The sequence below is a fragment of the Limnoglobus roseus genome (genome assembly GCF_008254045.1).
GTDB lineage: Bacteria > Planctomycetota > Planctomycetia > Gemmatales > Gemmataceae > Limnoglobus > Limnoglobus roseus.
In genome coordinates, this window is sequence record NZ_CP042425.1 from 8,661,829 (window position 1) to 8,680,327 (window position 18,499).

The 18,499-nt window shown below is 63.6% G+C and carries 27 protein-coding genes; 9 read left to right on the forward strand and 18 right to left on the reverse strand.

Translation table 11 applies throughout. From position 1 onward, the window contains the following. Positions 1 to 147: 147 nt before the first annotated feature. Together PX52LOC_RS37040 and PX52LOC_RS37045 are read right to left on the reverse strand one after the other, a co-directional pair. Entirely contained in the window at positions 148 to 378 is a 231-nt protein-coding gene (locus tag PX52LOC_RS37040) for a hypothetical protein (RefSeq protein ID WP_149114806.1), read from the reverse strand. Positions 379 to 1,150: 772 nt separating this feature from the next. Next, positions 1,151 to 1,579 carry an NADPH-dependent FMN reductase family protein gene (locus PX52LOC_RS37045; RefSeq protein WP_149114807.1) on the reverse strand — a complete coding sequence of 143 codons (429 nt, stop codon included), beginning with the start codon at positions 1,577 to 1,579 and terminating at the stop codon, positions 1,151 to 1,153. A 666-nt stretch (positions 1,580 to 2,245) separates the two neighbouring features. On the opposite strand from PX52LOC_RS37045, the gene PX52LOC_RS37050 reads away from it, so the two are divergent. Further along, the gene (locus PX52LOC_RS37050) at positions 2,246 to 3,631 is read left to right on the forward strand and encodes a fatty acid desaturase (RefSeq protein WP_149114808.1); all 1,386 of its coding nucleotides are present in this window, start codon (positions 2,246 to 2,248) and stop codon (positions 3,629 to 3,631) included. A gap of 844 nt (positions 3,632 to 4,475) precedes the next feature. Here PX52LOC_RS37050 and PX52LOC_RS37055 read toward each other — a convergent pair. Together PX52LOC_RS37055 and PX52LOC_RS37060 are read right to left on the reverse strand one after the other, a co-directional pair. Continuing rightward, the gene (locus PX52LOC_RS37055) at positions 4,476 to 4,922 is read right to left on the reverse strand and encodes a response regulator (RefSeq protein ID WP_149114809.1); all 447 of its coding nucleotides are present in this window, start codon (positions 4,920 to 4,922) and stop codon (positions 4,476 to 4,478) included. A 93-nt stretch (positions 4,923 to 5,015) separates the two neighbouring features. Further along, positions 5,016 to 5,294: a hypothetical protein gene (locus PX52LOC_RS37060; protein ID WP_246173579.1), complete on the reverse strand. Its 279-nt coding sequence runs from the start codon at positions 5,292 to 5,294 to the stop codon at positions 5,016 to 5,018. 388 nt (positions 5,295 to 5,682) lie between these two features. On the opposite strand from PX52LOC_RS37060, the gene PX52LOC_RS41385 reads away from it, so the two are divergent. Further along, positions 5,683 to 5,829: a hypothetical protein gene (locus tag PX52LOC_RS41385; protein WP_168219437.1), complete on the forward strand. Its 147-nt coding sequence runs from the start codon at positions 5,683 to 5,685 to the stop codon at positions 5,827 to 5,829. Positions 5,830 to 6,301: 472 nt separating this feature from the next. Here the strand turns inward: PX52LOC_RS41385 and PX52LOC_RS41390 are convergent, their stop codons facing one another. Further along, positions 6,302 to 6,463, reverse strand: a complete 162-nt coding sequence (locus tag PX52LOC_RS41390) for a hypothetical protein (protein ID WP_168219438.1) — start codon at positions 6,461 to 6,463, stop codon at positions 6,302 to 6,304. A 98-nt stretch (positions 6,464 to 6,561) separates the two neighbouring features. Continuing rightward, positions 6,562 to 6,804 carry a hypothetical protein gene (locus PX52LOC_RS37065; RefSeq protein WP_149114810.1) on the reverse strand — a complete coding sequence of 81 codons (243 nt, stop codon included), beginning with the start codon at positions 6,802 to 6,804 and terminating at the stop codon, positions 6,562 to 6,564. A gap of 414 nt (positions 6,805 to 7,218) precedes the next feature. Between PX52LOC_RS37065 and PX52LOC_RS37070 the strand changes: the two genes are divergently transcribed. Both PX52LOC_RS37070 and PX52LOC_RS37075 read left to right on the forward strand, forming a co-directional pair. Then, positions 7,219 to 7,431: a hypothetical protein gene (locus tag PX52LOC_RS37070; RefSeq protein ID WP_149114811.1), complete on the forward strand. Its 213-nt coding sequence runs from the start codon at positions 7,219 to 7,221 to the stop codon at positions 7,429 to 7,431. Positions 7,432 to 7,507: 76 nt separating this feature from the next. Further along, a complete protein-coding gene (locus PX52LOC_RS37075; RefSeq protein WP_149114812.1) occupies positions 7,508 to 7,966 on the forward strand; it encodes a GAF domain-containing protein in 459 nt (152 codons plus the stop codon). A 24-nt stretch (positions 7,967 to 7,990) separates the two neighbouring features. On the opposite strand, the gene PX52LOC_RS37080 is transcribed toward PX52LOC_RS37075, so the two are convergent. Together PX52LOC_RS37080 and PX52LOC_RS41395 are read right to left on the reverse strand one after the other, a co-directional pair. Then, entirely contained in the window at positions 7,991 to 8,401 is a 411-nt protein-coding gene (locus PX52LOC_RS37080; RefSeq protein WP_149114813.1) for a response regulator, read from the reverse strand. 94 nt (positions 8,402 to 8,495) lie between these two features. Further along, entirely contained in the window at positions 8,496 to 8,672 is a 177-nt protein-coding gene (locus PX52LOC_RS41395; protein ID WP_168219439.1) for a hypothetical protein, read from the reverse strand. A gap of 316 nt (positions 8,673 to 8,988) precedes the next feature. On the opposite strand from PX52LOC_RS41395, the gene PX52LOC_RS37085 reads away from it, so the two are divergent. Further along, positions 8,989 to 9,609, forward strand: a complete 621-nt coding sequence (locus PX52LOC_RS37085) for a hypothetical protein (RefSeq protein ID WP_149114814.1) — start codon at positions 8,989 to 8,991, stop codon at positions 9,607 to 9,609. 581 nt (positions 9,610 to 10,190) lie between these two features. On the opposite strand, the gene PX52LOC_RS37090 is transcribed toward PX52LOC_RS37085, so the two are convergent. From PX52LOC_RS37090 to PX52LOC_RS37120, 6 genes are all read right to left on the reverse strand, one after another. Beyond that, positions 10,191 to 10,520, reverse strand: a complete 330-nt coding sequence (locus tag PX52LOC_RS37090) for a hypothetical protein (protein ID WP_149114815.1) — start codon at positions 10,518 to 10,520, stop codon at positions 10,191 to 10,193. A gap of 371 nt (positions 10,521 to 10,891) precedes the next feature. Further along, the gene (locus PX52LOC_RS37095) at positions 10,892 to 11,113 is read right to left on the reverse strand and encodes a helix-turn-helix transcriptional regulator (RefSeq protein ID WP_149114816.1); all 222 of its coding nucleotides are present in this window, start codon (positions 11,111 to 11,113) and stop codon (positions 10,892 to 10,894) included. A gap of 402 nt (positions 11,114 to 11,515) precedes the next feature. Then, a complete protein-coding gene (locus PX52LOC_RS37100; protein ID WP_149114817.1) occupies positions 11,516 to 12,196 on the reverse strand; it encodes a TIGR02996 domain-containing protein in 681 nt (226 codons plus the stop codon). After that, on the reverse strand, positions 12,193 to 12,600 hold the full coding sequence (locus PX52LOC_RS37105) for a hypothetical protein (RefSeq protein WP_149114818.1): 408 nt from the start codon (positions 12,598 to 12,600) through the stop codon (positions 12,193 to 12,195). Before PX52LOC_RS37105 ends, PX52LOC_RS37100 begins: the two co-directional genes overlap by 4 nt. A 504-nt stretch (positions 12,601 to 13,104) precedes the next feature. After that, positions 13,105 to 13,464, reverse strand: coding sequence for a DUF3618 domain-containing protein (locus tag PX52LOC_RS37115; protein WP_149114819.1), 360 nt, complete (start codon positions 13,462 to 13,464; stop codon positions 13,105 to 13,107). Positions 13,465 to 13,533: 69 nt separating this feature from the next. Beyond that, positions 13,534 to 13,821 (reverse strand): GlsB/YeaQ/YmgE family stress response membrane protein, encoded by a 288-nt coding sequence (locus tag PX52LOC_RS37120; RefSeq protein WP_149114820.1) that lies wholly within the window; start codon positions 13,819 to 13,821, stop codon positions 13,534 to 13,536. 460 nt (positions 13,822 to 14,281) lie between these two features. Between PX52LOC_RS37120 and PX52LOC_RS37125 the strand changes: the two genes are divergently transcribed. The 3 genes from PX52LOC_RS37125 (at position 14,282) to PX52LOC_RS41400 (ending at position 15,493) form a co-directional block, all read left to right on the forward strand. Next, positions 14,282 to 14,599, forward strand: coding sequence for a ribonuclease E inhibitor RraB (locus PX52LOC_RS37125; RefSeq protein WP_168219440.1), 318 nt, complete (start codon positions 14,282 to 14,284; stop codon positions 14,597 to 14,599). A gap of 246 nt (positions 14,600 to 14,845) precedes the next feature. Then, positions 14,846 to 15,133 carry an EF-hand domain-containing protein gene (locus PX52LOC_RS37130; protein WP_149114822.1) on the forward strand — a complete coding sequence of 96 codons (288 nt, stop codon included), beginning with the start codon at positions 14,846 to 14,848 and terminating at the stop codon, positions 15,131 to 15,133. A gap of 201 nt (positions 15,134 to 15,334) precedes the next feature. Further along, positions 15,335 to 15,493, forward strand: coding sequence for a hypothetical protein (locus PX52LOC_RS41400; RefSeq protein ID WP_168219441.1), 159 nt, complete (start codon positions 15,335 to 15,337; stop codon positions 15,491 to 15,493). A gap of 236 nt (positions 15,494 to 15,729) precedes the next feature. Here the strand turns inward: PX52LOC_RS41400 and PX52LOC_RS37135 are convergent, their stop codons facing one another. From PX52LOC_RS37135 to PX52LOC_RS37150, 4 genes are all read right to left on the reverse strand, one after another. Then, entirely contained in the window at positions 15,730 to 16,599 is an 870-nt protein-coding gene (locus PX52LOC_RS37135) for an RICIN domain-containing protein (protein ID WP_149114823.1), read from the reverse strand. 205 nt (positions 16,600 to 16,804) lie between these two features. Further along, positions 16,805 to 17,086 carry an EF-hand domain-containing protein gene (locus PX52LOC_RS37140; protein ID WP_149114824.1) on the reverse strand — a complete coding sequence of 94 codons (282 nt, stop codon included), beginning with the start codon at positions 17,084 to 17,086 and terminating at the stop codon, positions 16,805 to 16,807. Positions 17,087 to 17,156: 70 nt separating this feature from the next. Further along, positions 17,157 to 17,552, reverse strand: coding sequence for a hypothetical protein (locus PX52LOC_RS37145; RefSeq protein WP_149114825.1), 396 nt, complete (start codon positions 17,550 to 17,552; stop codon positions 17,157 to 17,159). Between the two features lie 155 nt (positions 17,553 to 17,707). Further along, entirely contained in the window at positions 17,708 to 17,938 is a 231-nt protein-coding gene (locus PX52LOC_RS37150; protein ID WP_168219442.1) for a helix-turn-helix transcriptional regulator, read from the reverse strand. A 177-nt stretch (positions 17,939 to 18,115) separates the two neighbouring features. Between PX52LOC_RS37150 and PX52LOC_RS37155 the strand changes: the two genes are divergently transcribed. Next, complete coding sequence (locus tag PX52LOC_RS37155; RefSeq protein ID WP_149114827.1) at positions 18,116 to 18,463, forward strand: hypothetical protein; 348 nt, start codon at positions 18,116 to 18,118, stop codon at positions 18,461 to 18,463. Positions 18,464 to 18,499: the final 36 nt, after the last annotated feature.

Here is an 18,499-nt window from a genome sequence, read left to right on the forward strand (position 1 = left end):
TATCCCAACTCACTTGGTCGATGCGAGGGAGGGCTGTCATGCCCTATCTGTGACGACGCTCCAACTTTCCGCGTCCGACGTCCACGTTCTCGGAAAGTGTCACTGCTTCACCACCTCGTCAACGTTCGCATGGGCCTTGTGAACGAATCACAATGTGCCAATTCGTTGGGTCTTACCGGCGGTGTACCCCTCACCACCGAAAATCCACATCATCGCGGCCGCGACCATCAGTGCCGTCGCAAAAGTGATCGACAGCACGAGTCTCCACGGGAAGGGGTTTTCGGACTGACCAGGTCCTTCGGCGGTAAAGAACTGACAACCCCCGAAGGCCGCGATGATGCATCCCAAAAGGGCTACAGCAAAGGACGTGTATTTCATGACCAACCCTCCCAGATCGGGGCCGGAAGGTCACACCAATGAGTTGCGACGTCAGTCGAACTCAGAAGCATCCCGTGCCCAAACCCCGGTTATCGGCAAACTTTCACGAGTTGAACGCCCTCCCCTGAGCCCGTGAAAGTGTCGGGCCGAGGGATGCAAAAGTCTCTGGGGCGGTGACAGTTTCGCTCGGGGCCGGCCTGTCAGGATCCCCCGAGAAGCGTTTCGTGTACTCGGCCAGGACTGCGTCTAAGTTTTAGAGCGTCGCCTCGTGCCGGCGGTTTCGAACGGATGTACTCTCCAAATCGCTCGCAACCGGCCGGCGCGTCGGGATCGTTTGCCGCGTCCCAGGCGAGGTCGCCGACCGCGTCAACGACACGGGTCTTTTACGACGAAAGCCAAGTTTGGAACGTCATCGTAGGGTATCGGGGCGGTTCGAGAGGGCGAGGAACTCACCGGTCCGCACCCTTTTGCCCTGGGCCATGTCGCCGTGGCCTCGGCCGTCATCCCGACTAAGACTTGGGCCTGGAGGACGAACGCGCTGAGGGCAAGGAGTTGGGGGCTGTCGAATGCCATGACCCTTTTGGCCAGGCCGGCATTCGTCTGACTCAAGTGGTTGGCCACGAGCGTTCGCAGTTGCACGGGGGAGCACTCGTCGTGGCGGAGGCGGGTGCAGGCCCGTAAGAGCTCCGCCAATTCGTCGAAATAAATCGGGATCACGGTCGGGAACTCCGGGTGAATTAATCTTAGGCGTGTGACGTACCGCAGGGTTGAGTTACGCTCGGTTGAACTCCGTGTAGAACTCTCGCGCCTTGGCTAGTAACTCGCTCTCGGTCATGTGGTGGGCGTCTACGACGACGGAACCGATGACCGTCCGGGCAATGTCGGCGTGGTGGCTGGTGAGTTCGGCTCGGAGGTGCTCCATCGCGCTGCTCCGACCCGTGCCGCTCCCGAACAGCAACACCTGAGCCGCCCCATGGAGAGTCTTGGCGATGGACTCGTAAAAGGATTTCCGCTCGGGAGGGCGTTTCCCGTCGGTCCACTCGTGCGCGGAGTGAAGGTGACGCCCGTACCCATGTGGGTCGAACGGGGTGATCCGCTCGGGAACGGTCCCCCGCACCTCGGCCTGGTAGACCCGCGCCTCCCGGTGGTCGAGGACGACGAGTAAGTGCGGGCCGGCCGGCCCCGTCTGCGATTCCGCCATGATTCGATACTCCAGTTGTCATTAATGAATCCTCCGCGAATTATTTCCGGCAAACGCCGGAACGCGAAGGCAAGGAACGGATGATTCCGAGCGGAAAGAGGTGCGATGGGGTGAGCCCCCGAGGACCGCTCGTATGACCATCATACGCACGACGCGGAGAAGAGGCCAAGTTTCGCGATTTCTGCGGACGGCGATCGGGTCGAATGGTCCCTCGCGACAAGTGCGGGGCGAGGGGCCGTCACCCGAGGGACTTCAACAGGCCGAGGATCATCCCCACGTCGACCGGTTTGACGAGGTGCCGATGAAACCCGGCGACTGCGAACACAATCGGGCCGATGACGCACGAGCAACGCGCCAGCAATCTCCTGACCGACAGGTACCACTAACCGCGGGTGCTAGGGTAAAACAACGCCGTCCGCGGAAATGGTCCGCGGGCGGCGCTGGAAACGTGACTCGCTTACAGACCAACTTGCTTCTTCAGATCGGCCAACTTCGCATTCACCTGCTCGGGCCCCGCCATTGACCAGTCCGGCCCAACCGCGGATGATGCCCACATGCGGCGAGGCCGGGCGAGGGGCGGGCCTGACGACAAAACTACCGCGATAGGTAGAGGTCGATAGGTAGAGGTCGGCAAGTTCGTCCTGCCCGAGGTCGCCGAGTCGGCCAATGCCGTCGGCTTGCTCGTCTTCCGGAATCAGGCCATGTCCCACGTCACTGGTACGACTACTCTGTTTAGCCTCTCGGTCGCCGACGGCGCTGGGCACCCGCAGCCCCCCGGCGCTCACGCTGCTGGCATTCGTCAAGGGGGCCGCGGCGAGCAGGGCGATCGTCGGCTACGCCACCTTGCGGTTGGGCCGCCGGTACGCCGTCGCCCTGCTCGCCGAGTCGGCCTTGTTCTCGGCAGCGATGGTGATACTGATAGCGGGTTCGAAGGCCGGGCACTTCCTCGTGTCGGCCGCGTGCGGGTTGCAGAACGGGCTGGTTAGCACGTACAGCGGGGGCGGTGGCCTCGGCGGAGGATTTCTACCTTCCCCGACGGCCGTGTCCGAACTTCTCCTGACAGCCTATCACGGGGGATGGATTACATTATCTTCACGCTATCCGGCCCAGGCCCATCGGTCCTCGCGATTAGCGTCCGCCGAACCGGACTGTTCCCGCGAGAACCGCTGTGACCTCGCCCACTCCGGACGCCGGCCCGCCGCCCGCCAACAGCCGACGTGGTCTCGCGCCTCGCGGATCGGCTTGTCTCTCAGCCCGCTCATCTCTGTGCACGTCGCGCTTGTCGGCCTCTTCTTCGTGCCGGTCACGCTGATCAGTCTCGTGATGCTGTTCGTGATGACCCGGATTAGCGGCCTCGGCATCACCGTCGGCTTCCACCGCTACCTGTCCCACCACGCCTTCCGCACATCGCGGCCGTTGCAATTCCTGATGGCCGCCGCCGGCTGCACGGCCCTCCAGAAAGGACCCCTGTGGTGGGTCATCCACCACCGCGAACACCACATGCACTCGGACACCGAGGGGGACGTGCACTCGCCGGTGGTGGACGGCTTCTGGTACGGGCACTGCGGGTGGTTGTTCGCCAACGACCTGATGACGCCCGACACCAAGAACGTCCGCGACCTGCTGAAGTACCCGGAACTCGTCTGGCTCGACCGCCTGTGGATGATCCCGGGCGTCCTCGCGGCGGCGGCGTGCTACGCCATCGCCGGCGGCAGCGGCCTGATCTTTGGGTACTGCCTGAATACGGTACTCGTGTTCCAGGTGACGTTCGCGGTGAACTCGATCGGCCACCTGTGGGGCCGCCAGCGGTTCGCCACCGGCGAGGGAAGTCGGAACAACTGGCTGCTCGGCTATCTGGCCATGGGCGAGGGGTGGCACAACAACCACCACCAAGCCCCGACGAGTGCCCGGCACGGGTTCGCCTGGTACGAATTCGACATGAGTTACGGCGTCATCAAACTGTTGCGCTGCCTCGGCCTGGTGTGGGGCGTCCGCCAACCGCCGGCAGGCGTCCCTAGGCATTCGGCAGACCCGTCTCACGAGGACCCCTGAGGGTTTGCTCGGTGACCTGTGAATCGAGTTTACGCTTCGCCAAGCGGTACACATCCACGTACGTGGTAAAGCGGACCTTGCCCCGACACTTGAACTCATCGACGGCCTTCAGGAAGCGCACCTCGTCCTCGGAGTACAACGTGCCCTCCTCGGCACTGCCGCTCCGCCTGGCGATGCTCTCATGCCGTTTACCTTTGCCCACGTCCCCGGCCATGATGCGCCCAGCCGTGCGGGGTGGGAATGCGGTCTCCACGCTTCTGGGGTTCTGATCCCACCGCGGGCGGTAGATATAGCCGACGCCGATCGGCCCGTGGCGGCGACGTAATCGCGTGCGAGAGGGGTGAGGGGCCAACCGTTGGAGGCTGACCGGGGTGTCTGGCCGAGCAAGAGGTCAGGATCGCACGTTAAATTGCGACGCCTCTTGCTCCCATTCCGTCAACTGCTGTTGAATATCCCTCAGGAGACACTCATTCTCGGTATGAGCCGCCGAAAGTGATTCGATGACCTGATCCATCAAATCTCGGCACTCGAGGGCCGTTACACGCGGGGTCATGAGTTTCAGCCGGTGCATGAGTTCCGCATTGCTCGTGACCAATTCACGCTGTCGGCTGTGAAGGGAGTAAAATTCGTCGGGCAAACTGACGATCATCGCGACAGCTCTCTTGATGCATGAGAAAGTAACAAGCTGTGACACAACCTCCGAGAGTACTTGAAAACAAAACGAATCGGAAGTTGTGTCAGAGCTTGTAAAGCCTAGTACTTGGAACGCCTTAACTTTGTCAGTCTTATCCCCAAATCGACCCTTCACATTCCGTTCCTGGCGCGTTGCTGAGGCGGCCAAAGGTCAGCAAACTTCAGTGCCCGAGTTGGCACGGTTCTTTAGTTCCCTATGCCCCGGCTTGTCCGGCCACTTCGTCCGCACGGCCCAGTCGAGCAGATCCAAGATGACGACCGGGTCCACCGGCTTGACGATGTGGAACCGGATGCCCGCGGCCGTCGACAGGTTCCGGCCCGGCCGGTCGTCGCACCCGGTGACGGCTGCAACGACGGGTGGGCGGTCGGCGGCAACGAGGTATCGGGCCACCGCCCAACCGTCGAGGTCGGGCATGAGGAGGTCGAGGATGGCCACGTCCGGCGGGGCCTCGGCGGCCAGGCGGAGGGCGTCCCGGCCGCCGTGGGCGACCCGGGGCCGGTGCCCGCGGAGGGCGACGAGTTGGGCGAGGGAGTCGGCCGCGTCGGCGTTGTCGTCGGCGACGAGGACAGAGAGCGGCGTGTCGAGGGTGTCGGTCATGGGAGTGGTCGCGGGTGGAGTGGGGAGGAAGCTGCCCGGGGCGACTGAGGGCCATTGTACGAACGACGGCCCGGGCCGCTTCCGTTCCTCGTGTCAACTCTTCCCGAGCACGCCGTCGACGACCCAGCACCCGCGGACGTGCGGCCCCTCGCCCCGGCAGTGGGCGAGGATGTCGGCGTCCTCGCACCCCGCGTCTTGAAGGGCATCGGCCAGGATGGGCAGGCGGTCGGAGACGCGGTCGGCGTAGATCGCTTCCGCGAGGCCGACGGCGGTCGGCGTGAGCCACGACGGGGGTAAGGTGACGGGACGGAACGGGTTGCCGAAGATGTCGCGGAGGATCGCGAGTTGGGATCGACGTTCTTTCGTGGCCAAGGGACTCCCTCCCCGGCCGTGGGCTTTCGACCAAACTTTTAGCCCCATCGCCGAATAGTGGACCGCCATGACGGCCGCCGTAGATGGTGGATCTTTTAGAGCAGATACCGCTATCGCGATGTTGAGCTTGCCGTTCAACCCCCGACGATCTGCGCGAGAGGGCGATCCGGAAAGCGATCCGCGTAGGTCATCTACGACGTCCCTCGCGGTACCGATCTCTGCCGTGAATTCCGTCTCACTCGTCTCGCCATCGGCATACCGTTCAGCCGCCCGGATCACGGCACGAAACTTCTCATTGTCCAACAGGTGAACCACACGCTGAAGACAGGCAACCGCCAGTAGTCGTAGTTTCCGGGGTGATACAGGCCGGATCACGGAAGGCCGCGCCGTGTGTACGACGTTGCTGGCGAAGTTGACCATCGTCACGAGATTCCTCTCGTCGCTCACCAGCCACTCTTCCTCCGTCATCGCCCACCCCCTCGCGGAAATGCTAACCGACGACGCGACCGGACGCGAGGGGTTTACGACTATGTGAACGGTGCCAGAATCCGACGGATGAAACGAAGTGGTAAACTGGCGGGTGAAATCGACTGCCGTTTCATCGCACGACGGCGGGGCCGAGAATCGTCACTCCGACTGCCGCCCGAAACGGCGTCTGGATTAGACGATCACTTCGCCCCGCCCCTTCCTTCACTCCCACGACGACCGCCCACCGCCCGCGAGGACGAGGCCAGCAATCGACGCGATAAACCGGGGGTAGAAAGGGTGGCAACTTTCGCGACGGGAACGGGCCGGTGATTTCGACGGCGTGGACGGGGCCAATTCGCGACGGTCAAAACACTGGGCAGAACGACATGACGTTCACGCACTCTCGCGACGCGACCAAAACGACCGCCGATTTTCCACACCATCCACGACCGCGAGGAACCGCACCACTTTCACGCACCAAAAACGGCCCCGATTTACTTCGTCAGAAATCGGCATGAAAATCGGCCCCGAAAACCACGTCATTTCGGCGGCTTCTTGCCCGCGATGGCGAGGCGGCCCCGGAGTTTGGCGATAGTAATGGCTTTGAGGCGGTCGATACGTTCCCGCTCGCGCTGTGCCTTCTTGGCGTGGTGGGCGGCGAGGACGTTCTGTTCTTCTTGTTCGCGGAGTGATAGCGGCACGGGTGGCCCTCGGTGGGAGTGAGGGCGCATTGTGACATGAGGTGGAGGCGGGGCGTGGTGCTGAGGAGAAGGTAGATGTTGTACCGAGATTGGTCGCGTCACTTGCCCTTTAGAGCGTTCAGCACCGCCTCGGCGACGGCACGCCGGGCCAACCCCTCCGCTTGCGCCTGCTCCTCTGTGGGCCAGTCCCGTCGGGTCGTCATGATGTAGATCGGCCGGGACGGATCAATGAGCATTCGAGCGTAATCCTCAGCCGCAATCAAAGCGGCCGGGGGTAACGCCTTGAGGAACCGATCGACCGAGTCGAACACCCGACACGCCGCCAAGGTATCGATTCCCATCCGAGCGAATTCGCCGTCGGTGATCAAACCTCGTGTATACCGCGTGATCGTTCGGCAGACGTCGTCGGGGAGTTCACCAAGGCTATCTTCTTCGGACATGATTCCACCCTACCCGCCCCACTCGCCGGGTCAACGGGCGGGGACAGGGAACGGGGGGACGGCCGCGAGCAGCGGGCGGCGAGCACTCGGGAACATAATGACGGCTAGGGCGGCAAGAATGGGGAGCAGGATCGTGGGAATGTCCATGCAATTCTCCGGCGAGGCGCGGACGCTAGGGCGGTGGTGACGGGCGAGACACTGCATTCTTCGTCCGCCGACCAGATCGGACACATTTATATTTTCAAAATTGATAGAATATAAAAACATCAGCCGTCGCCCCGTTCACGTCCACCTCCCCTTTCGTCGGAGCCTTCCGTGGCAACCTGGAAAGTCTTGTTCATCGTCGTCCTCGCCCTCGCGTGCCTGACCCTCGGTTCGGCCACCGTGATCGTCCCGATGGGGAAGTCGGGCGGTCAGGCGTGGATGTGGTTCGCCGCCCTGTTCTCGGCCACCGTCGTCGCGGGCGGACTGTTCGCCCTGTTCTTGCGGTACGCGGGCAACGAACTGCTCGTCAAACGCCGGTGGTAGTTCACGGGCCGGTGCGGTCGCCGCCGGACGGTTCCCCGGTGGCCAAGTCCTGGACCGGTCGTAGGATGTCGGCACCATGACCGACGCCCCCGCCGCTCGCCTGGAAGTCGTCCTCCGGACCGGGGGCGTTCGCGCCGCCCTGGTCCACCTCAACGGCCTCAGTGGGCACCGCTTCACGGCCCTGTACCGGTTCGCCGGGTCGCACGCCCGGAACCTGTACTTCTACGACCGGGAGAATCCGGGCGTGGACCGGGGCGACGACTACCCGGTCGAGGTGACGTACTGCGTGTACGTCCGGGAGAGCGGCCGGCCGTTCCTGATCGAGGACGCCCCGGCCGACGAGCGGGTGATGGGCCACGGGTCGCAGCACGCCGTGCGAGCGTACTGCGGGGTGCCCCTGTACGACCGGAACGGGACCGTCGTCGGCACCCTCTGCCACTTCGACACCCAGCCCGTGGCCGTCCCGCCCGGCACGGCCGAAGTCATGGGCCACCTGTCCCGTTTGTTGCAAACGACCGCCACCGGTCCGGCGTGAACCGTCGATGACTTCGGCCCCCGTCTACGGATCGCAGACGGGAAGGGTTCCGGGGTTCGCGGGATCGCTCGCGTCTTCGCCCTTGAGGACGGCCAGCAGGCGTTCCGGATCGACCGGCTTAACGAGGTGTGCGTCGAACCCGGCGTTTTTGGTGGCGAGCGTGCTGTTTACGTCCCACAGAGCGGTGACGGCGATGATCCGCACCGGGTCGGGCAACTCGGCTCTCAACCGGCGACCGAGTTCGACGCCGTCCATGCCCGGCATACTCAGGTCTAACAGGCACACGTCCGGGTGGAACTGCTGCGCGACCTCCAGAGCCGTCGGCCCGTCGTGGCAGACGTGGGTGTCGAACCCCGATAGTGAGAGTACGTCGGCGGTCGAGACGGCGGCGTCTTGGTTGTCGTCCACGCACAGGACGCGGGTCGGGTTATTCATTGGGAGTACTCGCGGCGAGAAGGGTAAGGCCGCGAGAGTCAAGCATTTGCCGTACCGTGGTGCGGGCGACAGGGCCGGATCGAAGGAACTCGGTCTACTGCCGCCACAGGTCGCGGAGCAGGGCGTTGCGTTCGTCCGGCCTTCGGTCCTCTCGCCCGTTCGTCGCCGCTTGTCGCATGAGCGCGAGGCGGGCTTGCTGGCGGGTCGACTCGACGCGCTCTCGGTTGCTTCGCTGGTCCTGCGACGACTGTCCGTTAGTAGTGCGGTTCATGGTGATGACTCGTGTTGGTGTCCCCGCGGCCGAGCGGGGCGGGAGGTGAAAAAAATCTATGCAAACGCCTTGCCAATAAAGCAGGGCGGAGCGATAGAATCGCTGCTGATCCGCACGGGGCGCGGCAAGTTGTGAGGGCACCCGCGGCGGCGACCGGAGCACGGCGACGCGAGATAACGGCGGACCGTCGGATGGGTGTTCACTTCAAAGATATCGCAAGGATGGAAGTAAAAAAGTGTCACGACTCGACATCCCGCGTGCCGGTCTCGCCGTACTGTTTTCACCGCCCGCACCCTTCGCCCGGAGACGCGACAGTATGGAGAAGCTCGTCTACGTGGACCTGATCTGGAAGCGCGATAAGTGGGTCGCCGAGCGCGACAAGAAGGAGAACGGCCCGGTCCCAAAGGGGGCCGCCAAGGTGAGCATGGGGGACGCCCTCGCCAAGTTCCACGAGCAAGCCCCGAAGGGGCCGAAGGTCGCCCTGAAGTCCGCCGAGGACTTGAAGAAGGCCATCGTCAGCTACAAGGAGGCGATCAAGAGCAAGTACCCCAAGTTCTTCACCCAAGTCGAGAAGCTTGAGAAGAACGTCGACAGTTACGTCACGGCGGCGAAGCAGATCGTCGACCGACTGGCGAACTACGCGACCCTCCGCCAGAAGGCGAGCGAGCAAATGCTCGTGGCCGGGGCCGAGTTCCTGCACTGGGAGAAGGCGGGGAGCGTGGGCCAGTTCGCGCCGAGCAACGCCAAGCCCCTCCTCGAAGCCCTGAAGGCGTTCATCACGGCCGTCCAGAGCGCGACGTTCTGCAACGACAAGATCACCAAGGACGCCTCGAAGACGTTCGACCGGACGGTGTACGCGGCCGACGGCGGGGCGTGGAGCAAGGCGACCGTCGACGGATTGGTGAAGCAACTCAAGGAATTCCCCGCCAGCGTCTGACGGATAGTTCCGGCGGGAGTGACCACGCCATCTCCCGCCGGAACTCCTAAAATCGCATTACACGCACTTTCGTTCACGCCCGCTTTTTTCCCGTCCGAGGGCCGATCACTCGCGTATGGGCCAGCCAGGGCCGTTAGCGGGTGCCCGTCCGGCGCGACGGCGAACCGCACGGGCGGCTTGCCCGAAAAGAGTTCGATCGTCCAGTCGCCGAACCAGTCGGACGAATCCGTCGGTGGTGGCGACGATCCCGGCGGACCGTCCTCGTCTTTCGCTGCCCCGCCCTTCGCGTTCGGCGACAGCAGGAAGTCCAGGAGGAGTTTTCCTCGCGACTTCCACGGCACGTCCTTCATCGTGTCGCTGGTGAGATAGTCGCGCGTGTCCTTGTAGTTGGCCGGCGGGTATACGACGCGAATGTCCCAGTCCGGCAGACGCTTGCGGAGTTCGTCGCGAGTCGCTTCCGCCCCGTCCTTACCGGGCCACTCCTTAACACCGTCGTCGTTAATCCGCTCGTCGTTGTCGGCGACGACGAGGACGATCTTCTTCTCCGGTAGCTTCTTCAGCAGAGCAGCGGCTTTGTCGGCCTACTTCACACGGATCGTTTTCGTCGGCCGGCCGATCACGCACAGTTCAGCGGAGATATTCCCCGCTGTGCTCAACCCGCCCTCGACGAACAGGACGGCCGGGCTGGTCGAAGTCACCCAATGGTCGGCGTAGTAGAAGTGCTGCCGGCTCTTCTTGACCTGAGACTTTCGCCCATCCCGCTCGCGGATGAGAATGCCCGTGTACTGGCCCTCGTGGTCTCGCGTCGGCCACATGGTCCTGGTTTCGGGTTTGTAGTCGTTTTTTTCGTCCTGAAATCGCTCGACGCCGACGCCGAGGTCCATGATGGACTGATTCGGGTGAATTGCCATAACACAGATCCTCAACAGCACGCCTTTAACAACAACATCAACGACACCTTTAACTGCACACAACACACAACACAACACATAACATCCGGGGTTTCACATCGCGGCGGCCCCATCGCGGCCCATCGGCGTGCGGCGGACTACGGCGGGCGGGGGCGTGGAGAGAGAGCGGCGGGGTGCGAGAAATTCCGCGCGATGATATTGCAGCACGGTAAGCGGCTCAAAGATGGGACTATAATGTGCCTGTCGATCACGCGATTACCCTTCCGTTGCTCGATGACTGACGCCAATCAGTCGCCTTGGTGATGTTGACCCCTGCTGCTGCCGTTCGATTTCAGACCCGCCACGGACGCCAATCCGGGCGGGCCTATTCATTAACAGACTGCCGCCGTCGCCTGACGACCGGCCAACCAAGCTTCGATCTGATCTCGCCGCCAGTACTTCCCGCCCCGTTCGCCAGCCCGGAAGCACGCCGGAAGCAGGCTCGCCAGTTCAAGTTTGCGCAGCGTCGGCCGCGAGAATCCGGTGAGCTGCATCAGTTCGGGCGTCCGGACGATGCGCAGGCCGAGGCGTGCGGGGTCGATGGTAGCTGTCATGTCAGTCTCCTGAGTTGGGCAGTTGGTTGGGCGGTTCATCATGCTAGATCTTGCCGGGTGATGTAGACGACGATTGTCAATTTTTGTTGAATGTTTTTCCAACCCTTCGCGTTCATGTTGGATATGAATCAACCCTTGCTGCCATGCTGCCAGAAAGAACTATATCGCCCGGAGGCTGACAGTCAGAGGGGCAGTTTTTGGAGACGGAACGGGCGGTCCGTTACCTCGCGAACGTGGTGGACCGGTCGGGTTGGGCGGTCATCGACGTAGGCGCAGTGGGGTTGTGCAAGGCGAAGTGTACAGCCGTCGTGGCGTGCGTCGCCGATTCGCGAATGCCAGGATCAGTCGCGAGGGTGCGGGTGGCGGTGCGGCGGCGAGTTGATGCCAACAGCGGCGTCAGCGTTACGTGAGGGCGGCGAGGGCCTCAATGAGCAAGGCGGCGGAGAGGGCGGTGAGGGACGACTCTGGAGTGGGATAGTTCCTGAAATGATCCCATCCGGGACCGCAATACCGATGACCGGGCAACAGATCGAAGAGTCGCGGAGGTAGGTCGTGCGGCCCGGCATCGTCGCCGGTGATCCCCCGCCACGAGTACAGAGAGTCGTTCCCTAACCACTCGGCCCGGAACGGTTCCTTGTTCGTCGCGTCCGCCCGCTCGACCGGATGACGGGCGACGATTCGTGGCAGATGAGTTTGTACCACCTCGATCGACCCCTGCACTAGCGCAATGAAACCCCGCCGCCATTCCACCCTCAACCCGAGCGAAGGACACCCCGTCACCCACGGCCGCTCGTTCGACACGCGACCGCACTTCCTGCCGCCGAGCAGCATACTGAGGTGGTGTGGGGCATGCGACTCCAGCCACGCGAGAGTCGTAGTTACGGCTGGCACGGGCCGACCCGCCCCCATCCGCTCGACCTGCACGTCCGCATCGAACTCGTGGGGCTGAGCACACATGACGCGGATGACTGCCGCCCACTCCGGCTCACCGTTCTCCTCCAACCAGTCGCCGTAGACGAGGCGGGGCAGATCGTCGCCGGGGGACGCGAGGACGGCGGCGAGAAGGGCATGGCCGTCGCTCATCGCCCATTCCCGCCCACGGCGTCCGCCCGAAACCGCTCCCAATCTTGACGACGCTCCCTCTCGCCCGGCGTGTCCCGTCGTGCAGCCGCGATAGCCACCGCCGCCCATAACACGACGGCCACAGTCACGCACACGCCCGCAACGTGGGCCAACGGCCGCTCCCGTCCGCCCCGCCGATCGGCCACCAGCACGGGGCCAACCGTTACCGCCACACCTGCCACCAGAACGAGTGAGGCGGCCCGAAAGGCGTCGCCAACGTTGGAGATGATCTCTTGTACGCCCGCCCAACTCAGGTCGAAAAGGTCCACGGCCGCGACGACAGCCACGGCCGACAGAGTTGCCACGGCGAAGGCGACCGCAGCGGCCCCAACGAGCGGCGAGCGATGGACGTTGTCGGTCGGCATGACGCCACCTCCGGCGAGAGGTGATTGTATGTCGTCACTCCGGGACCGCCGGTATCCCCCTCGCGCATCTCGCAGCCCGCACCGCCATCGGGAGATCAGCACCCACTCGACGAGCACAGACCCGGCCATTACGACCCACACCTCCAGGTCGCCGCCGTGTCACTCGGGAGCGGAGGCGACCTCGGCGGCGGGGGGGCAATTCGGGCTTACGCACCGCTTGAACCGCCAGCCGGGCCAGCCGTTCCGCCTGCCGCTTTCGAGCGGCTACGGTCCGGAGTTCGTCCCCCTTCGGGGGTTTGGGCCTCTGGAGGGACCGGGCCAGTTGCTCGGCCTCGGTCTCGGTCCCGATGTGGTCGCGGATTAAGATGTGTCGGCCGGGCCGGGTCCGCTCAAACTCGTCCCACTGCTCCTGAGTGCAGACGGCATTCTGGCCGGCCAAGTTGCCCGTAACCTTCGCCTTGTAAACGACCCACTGCTCCGGTGCCCCATTTTGTATAGTTGCCCTCATCTGCGCGCCAAGAAGCGTCCGCAGGCGACACCGGCGGCGACTGCCACGGCGACCGCCAGCCACGGGCGTTGTCGGATGTGATGTCGGACGTCAAAAGCCCGACCGACCGCGTCGGTCGCATCGGTCACGGCGTGCCGAGCCACCGACGCCCCGTCGGCTACTGCGTGTTGGAGACCGTGCAGCGCATCCATGGTACTCCGACACGCTCCCTCAACGGCGTCGGCCGCATCCTGGGCGTACCCCATGGCCTTGTCGCCGAGGGCCTGCACGCCGGCACCCAAGTGGGCGCGGGTCGTCTGCATGTCGTCGCGGATGTTTTCCGGCGTCGGTTCACCCTTCGGCTGATCGTCGGCCATGTTCGGCTCCTTTTGAATGCGAGCCGGGGCGGTGAAGCCACCGCCCCGGCGTAGAACGGGTTGTCACACTCAGTACCGCGTCGCCAAGGTGCGCCGCCCGGTCAGGGCGACGTAGGCCCATAGCACGACCACAGCCCCCGCGATCGACATGAGCCACCCCGGCCACATGCGGTTCACGTCCGGCTCGTCCGCCCACGTCGGCCATAGGGCGGACGAGATGAAGCCCCCGACGACTGCCCCCACCACGCCGAGGGCGACCGTCAGGAGGACGCCAATGGGCTGCCGGCCGGGTACGATGGCGCGGGCAATGAATCCGACGATGAGGCCGACGATCAACCAACTGATAAGTGAGAACATGGGAGTCCTTGTTGGGGGCGGGCGGTGCCCGCCTTTGTGGTGACATTAAGCGCAGGGCCACTATGGACACCGCACACGCCATGCCCCCGCCGTCTTCCGGAAGCGATAGTTTGTTTTTCTCTCCTCCTTCACCACCGACTTCGGTGGCCGACGTTCACGCCCGCAACAGGGGGAATTGCCAACGGTATCAAGGTCGGGCTGAGCCGATGCAGTATACAATGGCACGCCGCCCGCCTCTCACCCTGAAATATGCTCGCATTCATCTCCGCCATTGCCATCGTTGGCGTGGGCATCTTGATCAGAAGGGCGTTTGGCCTGCCAAAAGGCTACAGGTTGCGGACGTCGCATTGACCGACCGGTCACTCGACACGGCCGACGCCCTAACTCTATCATCAAGGACGCGAAACTGAACCATCCCAACTCCGACCCGAACGCCCCCATCCCGCCGGCCGAGGACGCCGTGCAACAGCACTTGGACGCCGCCCTCCGGGCTGGCTACGACGTGTCGAACGATCACGCCGTCGCGTTCGACTTCCACTTCGATGAGCGGGCGGATGCCGATCGGATGGCCGCTCGCGTCCGTAGCGACGCCATCGAGGCTCGTGTCGGCGAGACCGACGCAGGGGGCGGGTTGACGGTGCGGGTCGTGGCCGCCATCGCCGCAACGCACGACGCGATCAGTGCGGTTGAGGAGAAACTGTCCGCCATCGCCGAGCGGTGCGGCGGCGTGAGCGACGGCTGGCAGACCGTTGCGAGTAAGGATCGAGGGGGATCGTGATCGAAATAGGGACATCGTCGGTGCACTTCACGGCGTCAGAGCAAGTGTAACGGGCGTGATCGGGAAGATCGTGCCGACGGTGCGGCTGAGGCAGTCGCCGTAGGGCGGGGATTCACCGGCCCCTTGCGGCTACGTCGGTGCCAGAGTGGCGATATTGTCCACGGCACGGGATATGCTACAGTGTTGAGCGGGGCAGTCAGCCGGCTTCCGGCCCGACGCTTCTTGTCTCACCTTTGGGGATCGGTCATGGCCAGCGAATTCCACCGTCAGCAGTTGCGGGAACAGGTCGGGGCTTACGTCGCCGCCCGGTTCGCCGGGGACTTGGCGATGGCGTTCGGGATGTACGACGCGAACGGTGACAATCGCCTAAGCAACCGCGAACTGAAGGCGTTCCTGACCGACGCCAACGTGAGCAGTTCGGAAACGCGGTCCGCGTGGACGCAGGGCACCATCGCCGAGACCGCCATGAACGGGGATTGTCAAATCGAATGGGCCGAGTTCGAGGAACTGTTCGCGGAGAAGTTGGCGTTCTGAACGGCCGGGATCAATACTTCACCCGACGGCGGGCCGCGCAACTGATGCGGCCCGCCGTCAAGCGTTTACCGAGGTTAACTAACCCGCAAGGTTCGCCACCGCTCGGAGAAATCCGGGGGATTCGGGCCGATAGGCTCAAGTCGCGCGGCTTATGATGTGCCGTGTAAGGGAGTGACCATCCCGTCCACCAGGAGGCACACCATGCGTCACGTTCTCTTCGCCGTTGTCCTGTCCTCGCTCACGGCCGCCGGCTGCTGCCACCACCGAAGTTGCAAGCGAACGGTTGTGGAATACGTCCCGGCACCCGCGCAACTGCCGCCCGCGTACTACACACCGCCGCCACCACCGCCGTGCCGGTGAGTGGGCCAGGAGTGAAGGCGCGCAACGTGAGAGGCGTTCGGCGAACAGTTCCGCGACGGCCTGCGAGATTGTCTGGAACGATCGCCGTCGCGGGCCGATCCACTTCACACCCAGGTTTACCCCAGAGTCGGACAGGATGAGCAGCACGCCGCCTCCCGCACCTGCCACGCGGCGGAGGCTGCAACGCCGATGGGGGACGCCTTCTCGCCTCGCGACGTGGCCGACCCTTCCGGCAATTATTTCTGGACTTCGATCTTCCAAACTTGATCGACCGTGGGCTTCTCTGGCAGTTTTTCTTGCGTGAGATACGTTGCCGTCTGTCCCTTCTCGGTGATGACCTTCGACGACAGGGCCAGCCCGTTGAAGCACGAGACGAGGGACACCTCGCGGAGGCGCTCTTGGCCCTTCCAACTGAAGTGCTCGTTGACCTTCTCCGGCCCCCACAGGACGAGTTGCTCGCCCTCGGTCTGCGAACTCGCCGGGACGTGCAGGTACAAATTCCCGCCCGCGCTGCGAAAGGCGACCCCGCCCGCCCCGCGTTCGAGCCGCCACACTTGGTTGACCCGGCCCTGAACGTAATTCGCCACGAGCACCTTCGACCCGCCCCGCTTGGGGTCGACCGCTTCCAACACGCCCCCGCTCGCCTTGTTCCGGATCACGACCAGCGGTGTCGGGGCCGGGTCGGGCATCGCGATGCCGAAGTCCCTCGCCTTCTTCACGAGGGCCGCGTACTCGCCTTCGAGGTCGTCGGCCGCGGCCGTCTTCTTCGCGGATCGCAGGGACTTGATCCGCGTCTCGAATTGAGACGCCAGGGCGGAAATCGCGGTGTCGCGGGACTGAACGTATTCCTTCGTCGGTATACCGGCGGGCACCTCGCGGACCTTGTCAAATTGCTCGATCTGGTACGCGATCTCCTCCCGGGCCGCTCGGTCCTTCGCCCTCGTTAACGCCTTGTCCAAGTTCGCCCGGAGCTTCCCTTCGGCGTCGGCGATCGACTTTTCGAACCGCTCGACCGTGCTCTTTAGAACGGCGTCCGGCGGGGCGGCAATCAGTCCGGTGGTGGCAACCAAAACAACAACGTGGCCGAGCATCAAGCGATTGAACATTGCAACCCTTCGCGGGGGGATGGAACTTCGAGACGCAGTGTCGCAACAGGATCAGACTAACGGGGCTGGAAGCCAGACGCAAGAATTCGCCGAATGAATTGGCGAGTACAGACGCATGCCGTGAAGCAAATTTCCTTCCCCTCTGCCTGGAGACGCGGTAGAGTGCGGGCGGTGACGCTCCTGCTAACCTCGTGCGTCCCGCGTCTCACCTGTCGGACGGGAAAACGGCTTCGAACTCGGCCCAGTCGATGACGCCATCACGGTTCGCGTCCACCTCATTCATAATCCCGTTCGCCCACGCCCACCGAGTCAACCCGCTGCCGATCCCGGCGTCCGACAACATCACCTTGAGTTCGTCCTTGCTGATGACGCCGTCCCCGTCGCCGTCGTAGTGCCGGAACGCCGCCCGGAAGTCACCGCCGAACCGTGCTGCAACCAGGGCCGTTACCTTCTCGTCCAACTCCCGCCGCTGATCGTCGCTGGCCATTCTCGCCCCTAGTAAAGTTGAGTCCTCGGGTCACGTCTGCTCCGCTTCGGCGTCACGACGGGCGGGATTCTCAACGGCCCGCCTCGATCGGCACGTTGTCCAAAACTGGAGCCGAATACTTTAACCCCTCTCGGGCCACCCTTTGCAGTTCCGTGTCAGGGACGAGAACGCGAGTACCGATCCGGATGAGGCGAATCCGCCCCGTATTCTCCGCATTACTGATGGTGCGAACGCAGCACTTCAGATACTTTGTCGCCTCTTTCATCGACCACGGTTCGCCGGGTTGCCGCACTTCTGGGACGTCCTTGTAGATCGGGATACCACTTCCCTTGTGGCCCGGCGGGGTGCGGTAGATCGGCGGCGGGGATGGCGAATCAGGCGGAGGTGAGGATACCGCTTCCTTCTCGTCGGACACGTTGAAGACCTTGCGGAACAGGAGCATCAGTTCATCGAGCTTGGAGTCCACGTCATCGAGCGTGGCGGGCTAATTTGGCCTCATGACGACCTCCGAGAATTCGGTGGACCACACTTCGGGCACTGGAAGGATGGCATGGCGGATGAACTCGATAAGGCGGGGCCGTACATCTTCTGTCGGGCGTGCGACCGAGTCAAGGTCCGTGGTTACTTCCTTGGCTTCTTCTTCGGGGTAGGCGGTTCCTCCTGCTCGGCCACCCCGTCTGCGGCGAACGCTGTACATTCGGTCCCTAGTGCCTTCGCCAAGCGTTCAACTAGATCGAACGCCGGATTCTTCTTCACGCCGTTTTCTAGATGGCTGATGTACTGCTTCGTTGATCCCACTTCGTTCGCGAGTTGCTCCCGATCAACACCCGCCTCTTCGCGAAGTTCACGCATTTTCTGACCACTGAAGGGCATGGAAAAACCTTCCCCGATTTATACCCAAAGGTATTGATGAATTTGGTACCCAAAGGTACTATACCCTCACAACACCACTCACGCAACCCTCCGATTCCGGCAGACGATCGTCTCGTCCCGCCCCGGTCGAAGGTACGTCCCGAAGGAACCCGTCTCATGTGTCAAGCTCTCGCCCTCACCGTCGGTTCCCTACCCGCCAGCAAGACCCACAAGTCCGGTCGCCAGTGGGCCTTCCTCCCGTCTTCCGACCTCGCGTCGCCGTCGCTCGGCACGCTCACGATCGTGCAGTCGAAGCGGGACACGGTCAGCTACGCCGTCGCGGTGGAGGATCATCAGGTTCTCTTCGCGAAGGCCGACGGGAGTGAAGTCTACGGCGTGAACCTGAAGGCGGGTCGCTCGGTCCGCTGTTCCTGTACGGGATTCTGTTTCAAGCGGACGTGCAAGCACCTCGACGCGGCGGTGGAGATGATCGCCGACGGCGTCCTCGACGTGTGCCACGCCTGACGGCCCGCCCCGCTCATTCGTGCCGGGCCGCAGGAA

Coding starts and splice junctions, on each gene's coding strand:
- PX52LOC_RS37045 (WP_149114807.1), bottom strand. CDS start 1,579: ATGGCGGAATCGCAGACGGGGCCGGCCGGCCCGCACTTACTCGTCGTC.
- PX52LOC_RS37095 (WP_149114816.1), bottom strand. CDS start 11,113: ATGACAGCTACCATCGACCCCGCACGCCTCGGCCTGCGCATCGTCCGG.
- PX52LOC_RS37055 (WP_149114809.1), bottom strand. CDS start 4,922: ATGACCGACACCCTCGACACGCCGCTCTCTGTCCTCGTCGCCGACGAC.
- PX52LOC_RS37040 (WP_149114806.1), bottom strand. CDS start 378: ATGAAATACACGTCCTTTGCTGTAGCCCTTTTGGGATGCATCATCGCG.
- PX52LOC_RS41400 (WP_168219441.1), top strand. CDS start 15,335: ATGCGTCACGTTCTCTTCGCCGTTGTCCTGTCCTCGCTCACGGCCGCC.
- PX52LOC_RS37140 (WP_149114824.1), bottom strand. CDS start 17,086: ATGGCCAGCGACGATCAGCGGCGGGAGTTGGACGAGAAGGTAACGGCC.
- PX52LOC_RS41395 (WP_168219439.1), bottom strand. CDS start 8,672: ATGAACCGCACTACTAACGGACAGTCGTCGCAGGACCAGCGAAGCAAC.
- PX52LOC_RS37105 (WP_149114818.1), bottom strand. CDS start 12,600: ATGCCGACCGACAACGTCCATCGCTCGCCGCTCGTTGGGGCCGCTGCG.
- PX52LOC_RS37090 (WP_149114815.1), bottom strand. CDS start 10,520: ATGGCAATTCACCCGAATCAGTCCATCATGGACCTCGGCGTCGGCGTC.
- PX52LOC_RS37065 (WP_149114810.1), bottom strand. CDS start 6,804: ATGGGAATCGATACCTTGGCGGCGTGTCGGGTGTTCGACTCGGTCGAT.
- PX52LOC_RS37085 (WP_149114814.1), top strand. CDS start 8,989: ATGGAGAAGCTCGTCTACGTGGACCTGATCTGGAAGCGCGATAAGTGG.
- PX52LOC_RS37080 (WP_149114813.1), bottom strand. CDS start 8,401: ATGAATAACCCGACCCGCGTCCTGTGCGTGGACGACAACCAAGACGCC.
- PX52LOC_RS37100 (WP_149114817.1), bottom strand. CDS start 12,196: ATGAGCGACGGCCATGCCCTTCTCGCCGCCGTCCTCGCGTCCCCCGGC.
- PX52LOC_RS37075 (WP_149114812.1), top strand. CDS start 7,508: ATGACCGACGCCCCCGCCGCTCGCCTGGAAGTCGTCCTCCGGACCGGG.
- PX52LOC_RS37115 (WP_149114819.1), bottom strand. CDS start 13,464: ATGGCCGACGATCAGCCGAAGGGTGAACCGACGCCGGAAAACATCCGC.
- PX52LOC_RS37155 (WP_149114827.1), top strand. CDS start 18,116: ATGTGTCAAGCTCTCGCCCTCACCGTCGGTTCCCTACCCGCCAGCAAG.
- PX52LOC_RS37120 (WP_149114820.1), bottom strand. CDS start 13,821: ATGTTCTCACTTATCAGTTGGTTGATCGTCGGCCTCATCGTCGGATTC.
- PX52LOC_RS37050 (WP_149114808.1), top strand. CDS start 2,246: ATGCCGTCGGCTTGCTCGTCTTCCGGAATCAGGCCATGTCCCACGTCA.
- PX52LOC_RS37130 (WP_149114822.1), top strand. CDS start 14,846: ATGGCCAGCGAATTCCACCGTCAGCAGTTGCGGGAACAGGTCGGGGCT.
- PX52LOC_RS37150 (WP_168219442.1), bottom strand. CDS start 17,938: ATGCGTGAACTTCGCGAAGAGGCGGGTGTTGATCGGGAGCAACTCGCG.
- PX52LOC_RS37135 (WP_149114823.1), bottom strand. CDS start 16,599: ATGTTCAATCGCTTGATGCTCGGCCACGTTGTTGTTTTGGTTGCCACC.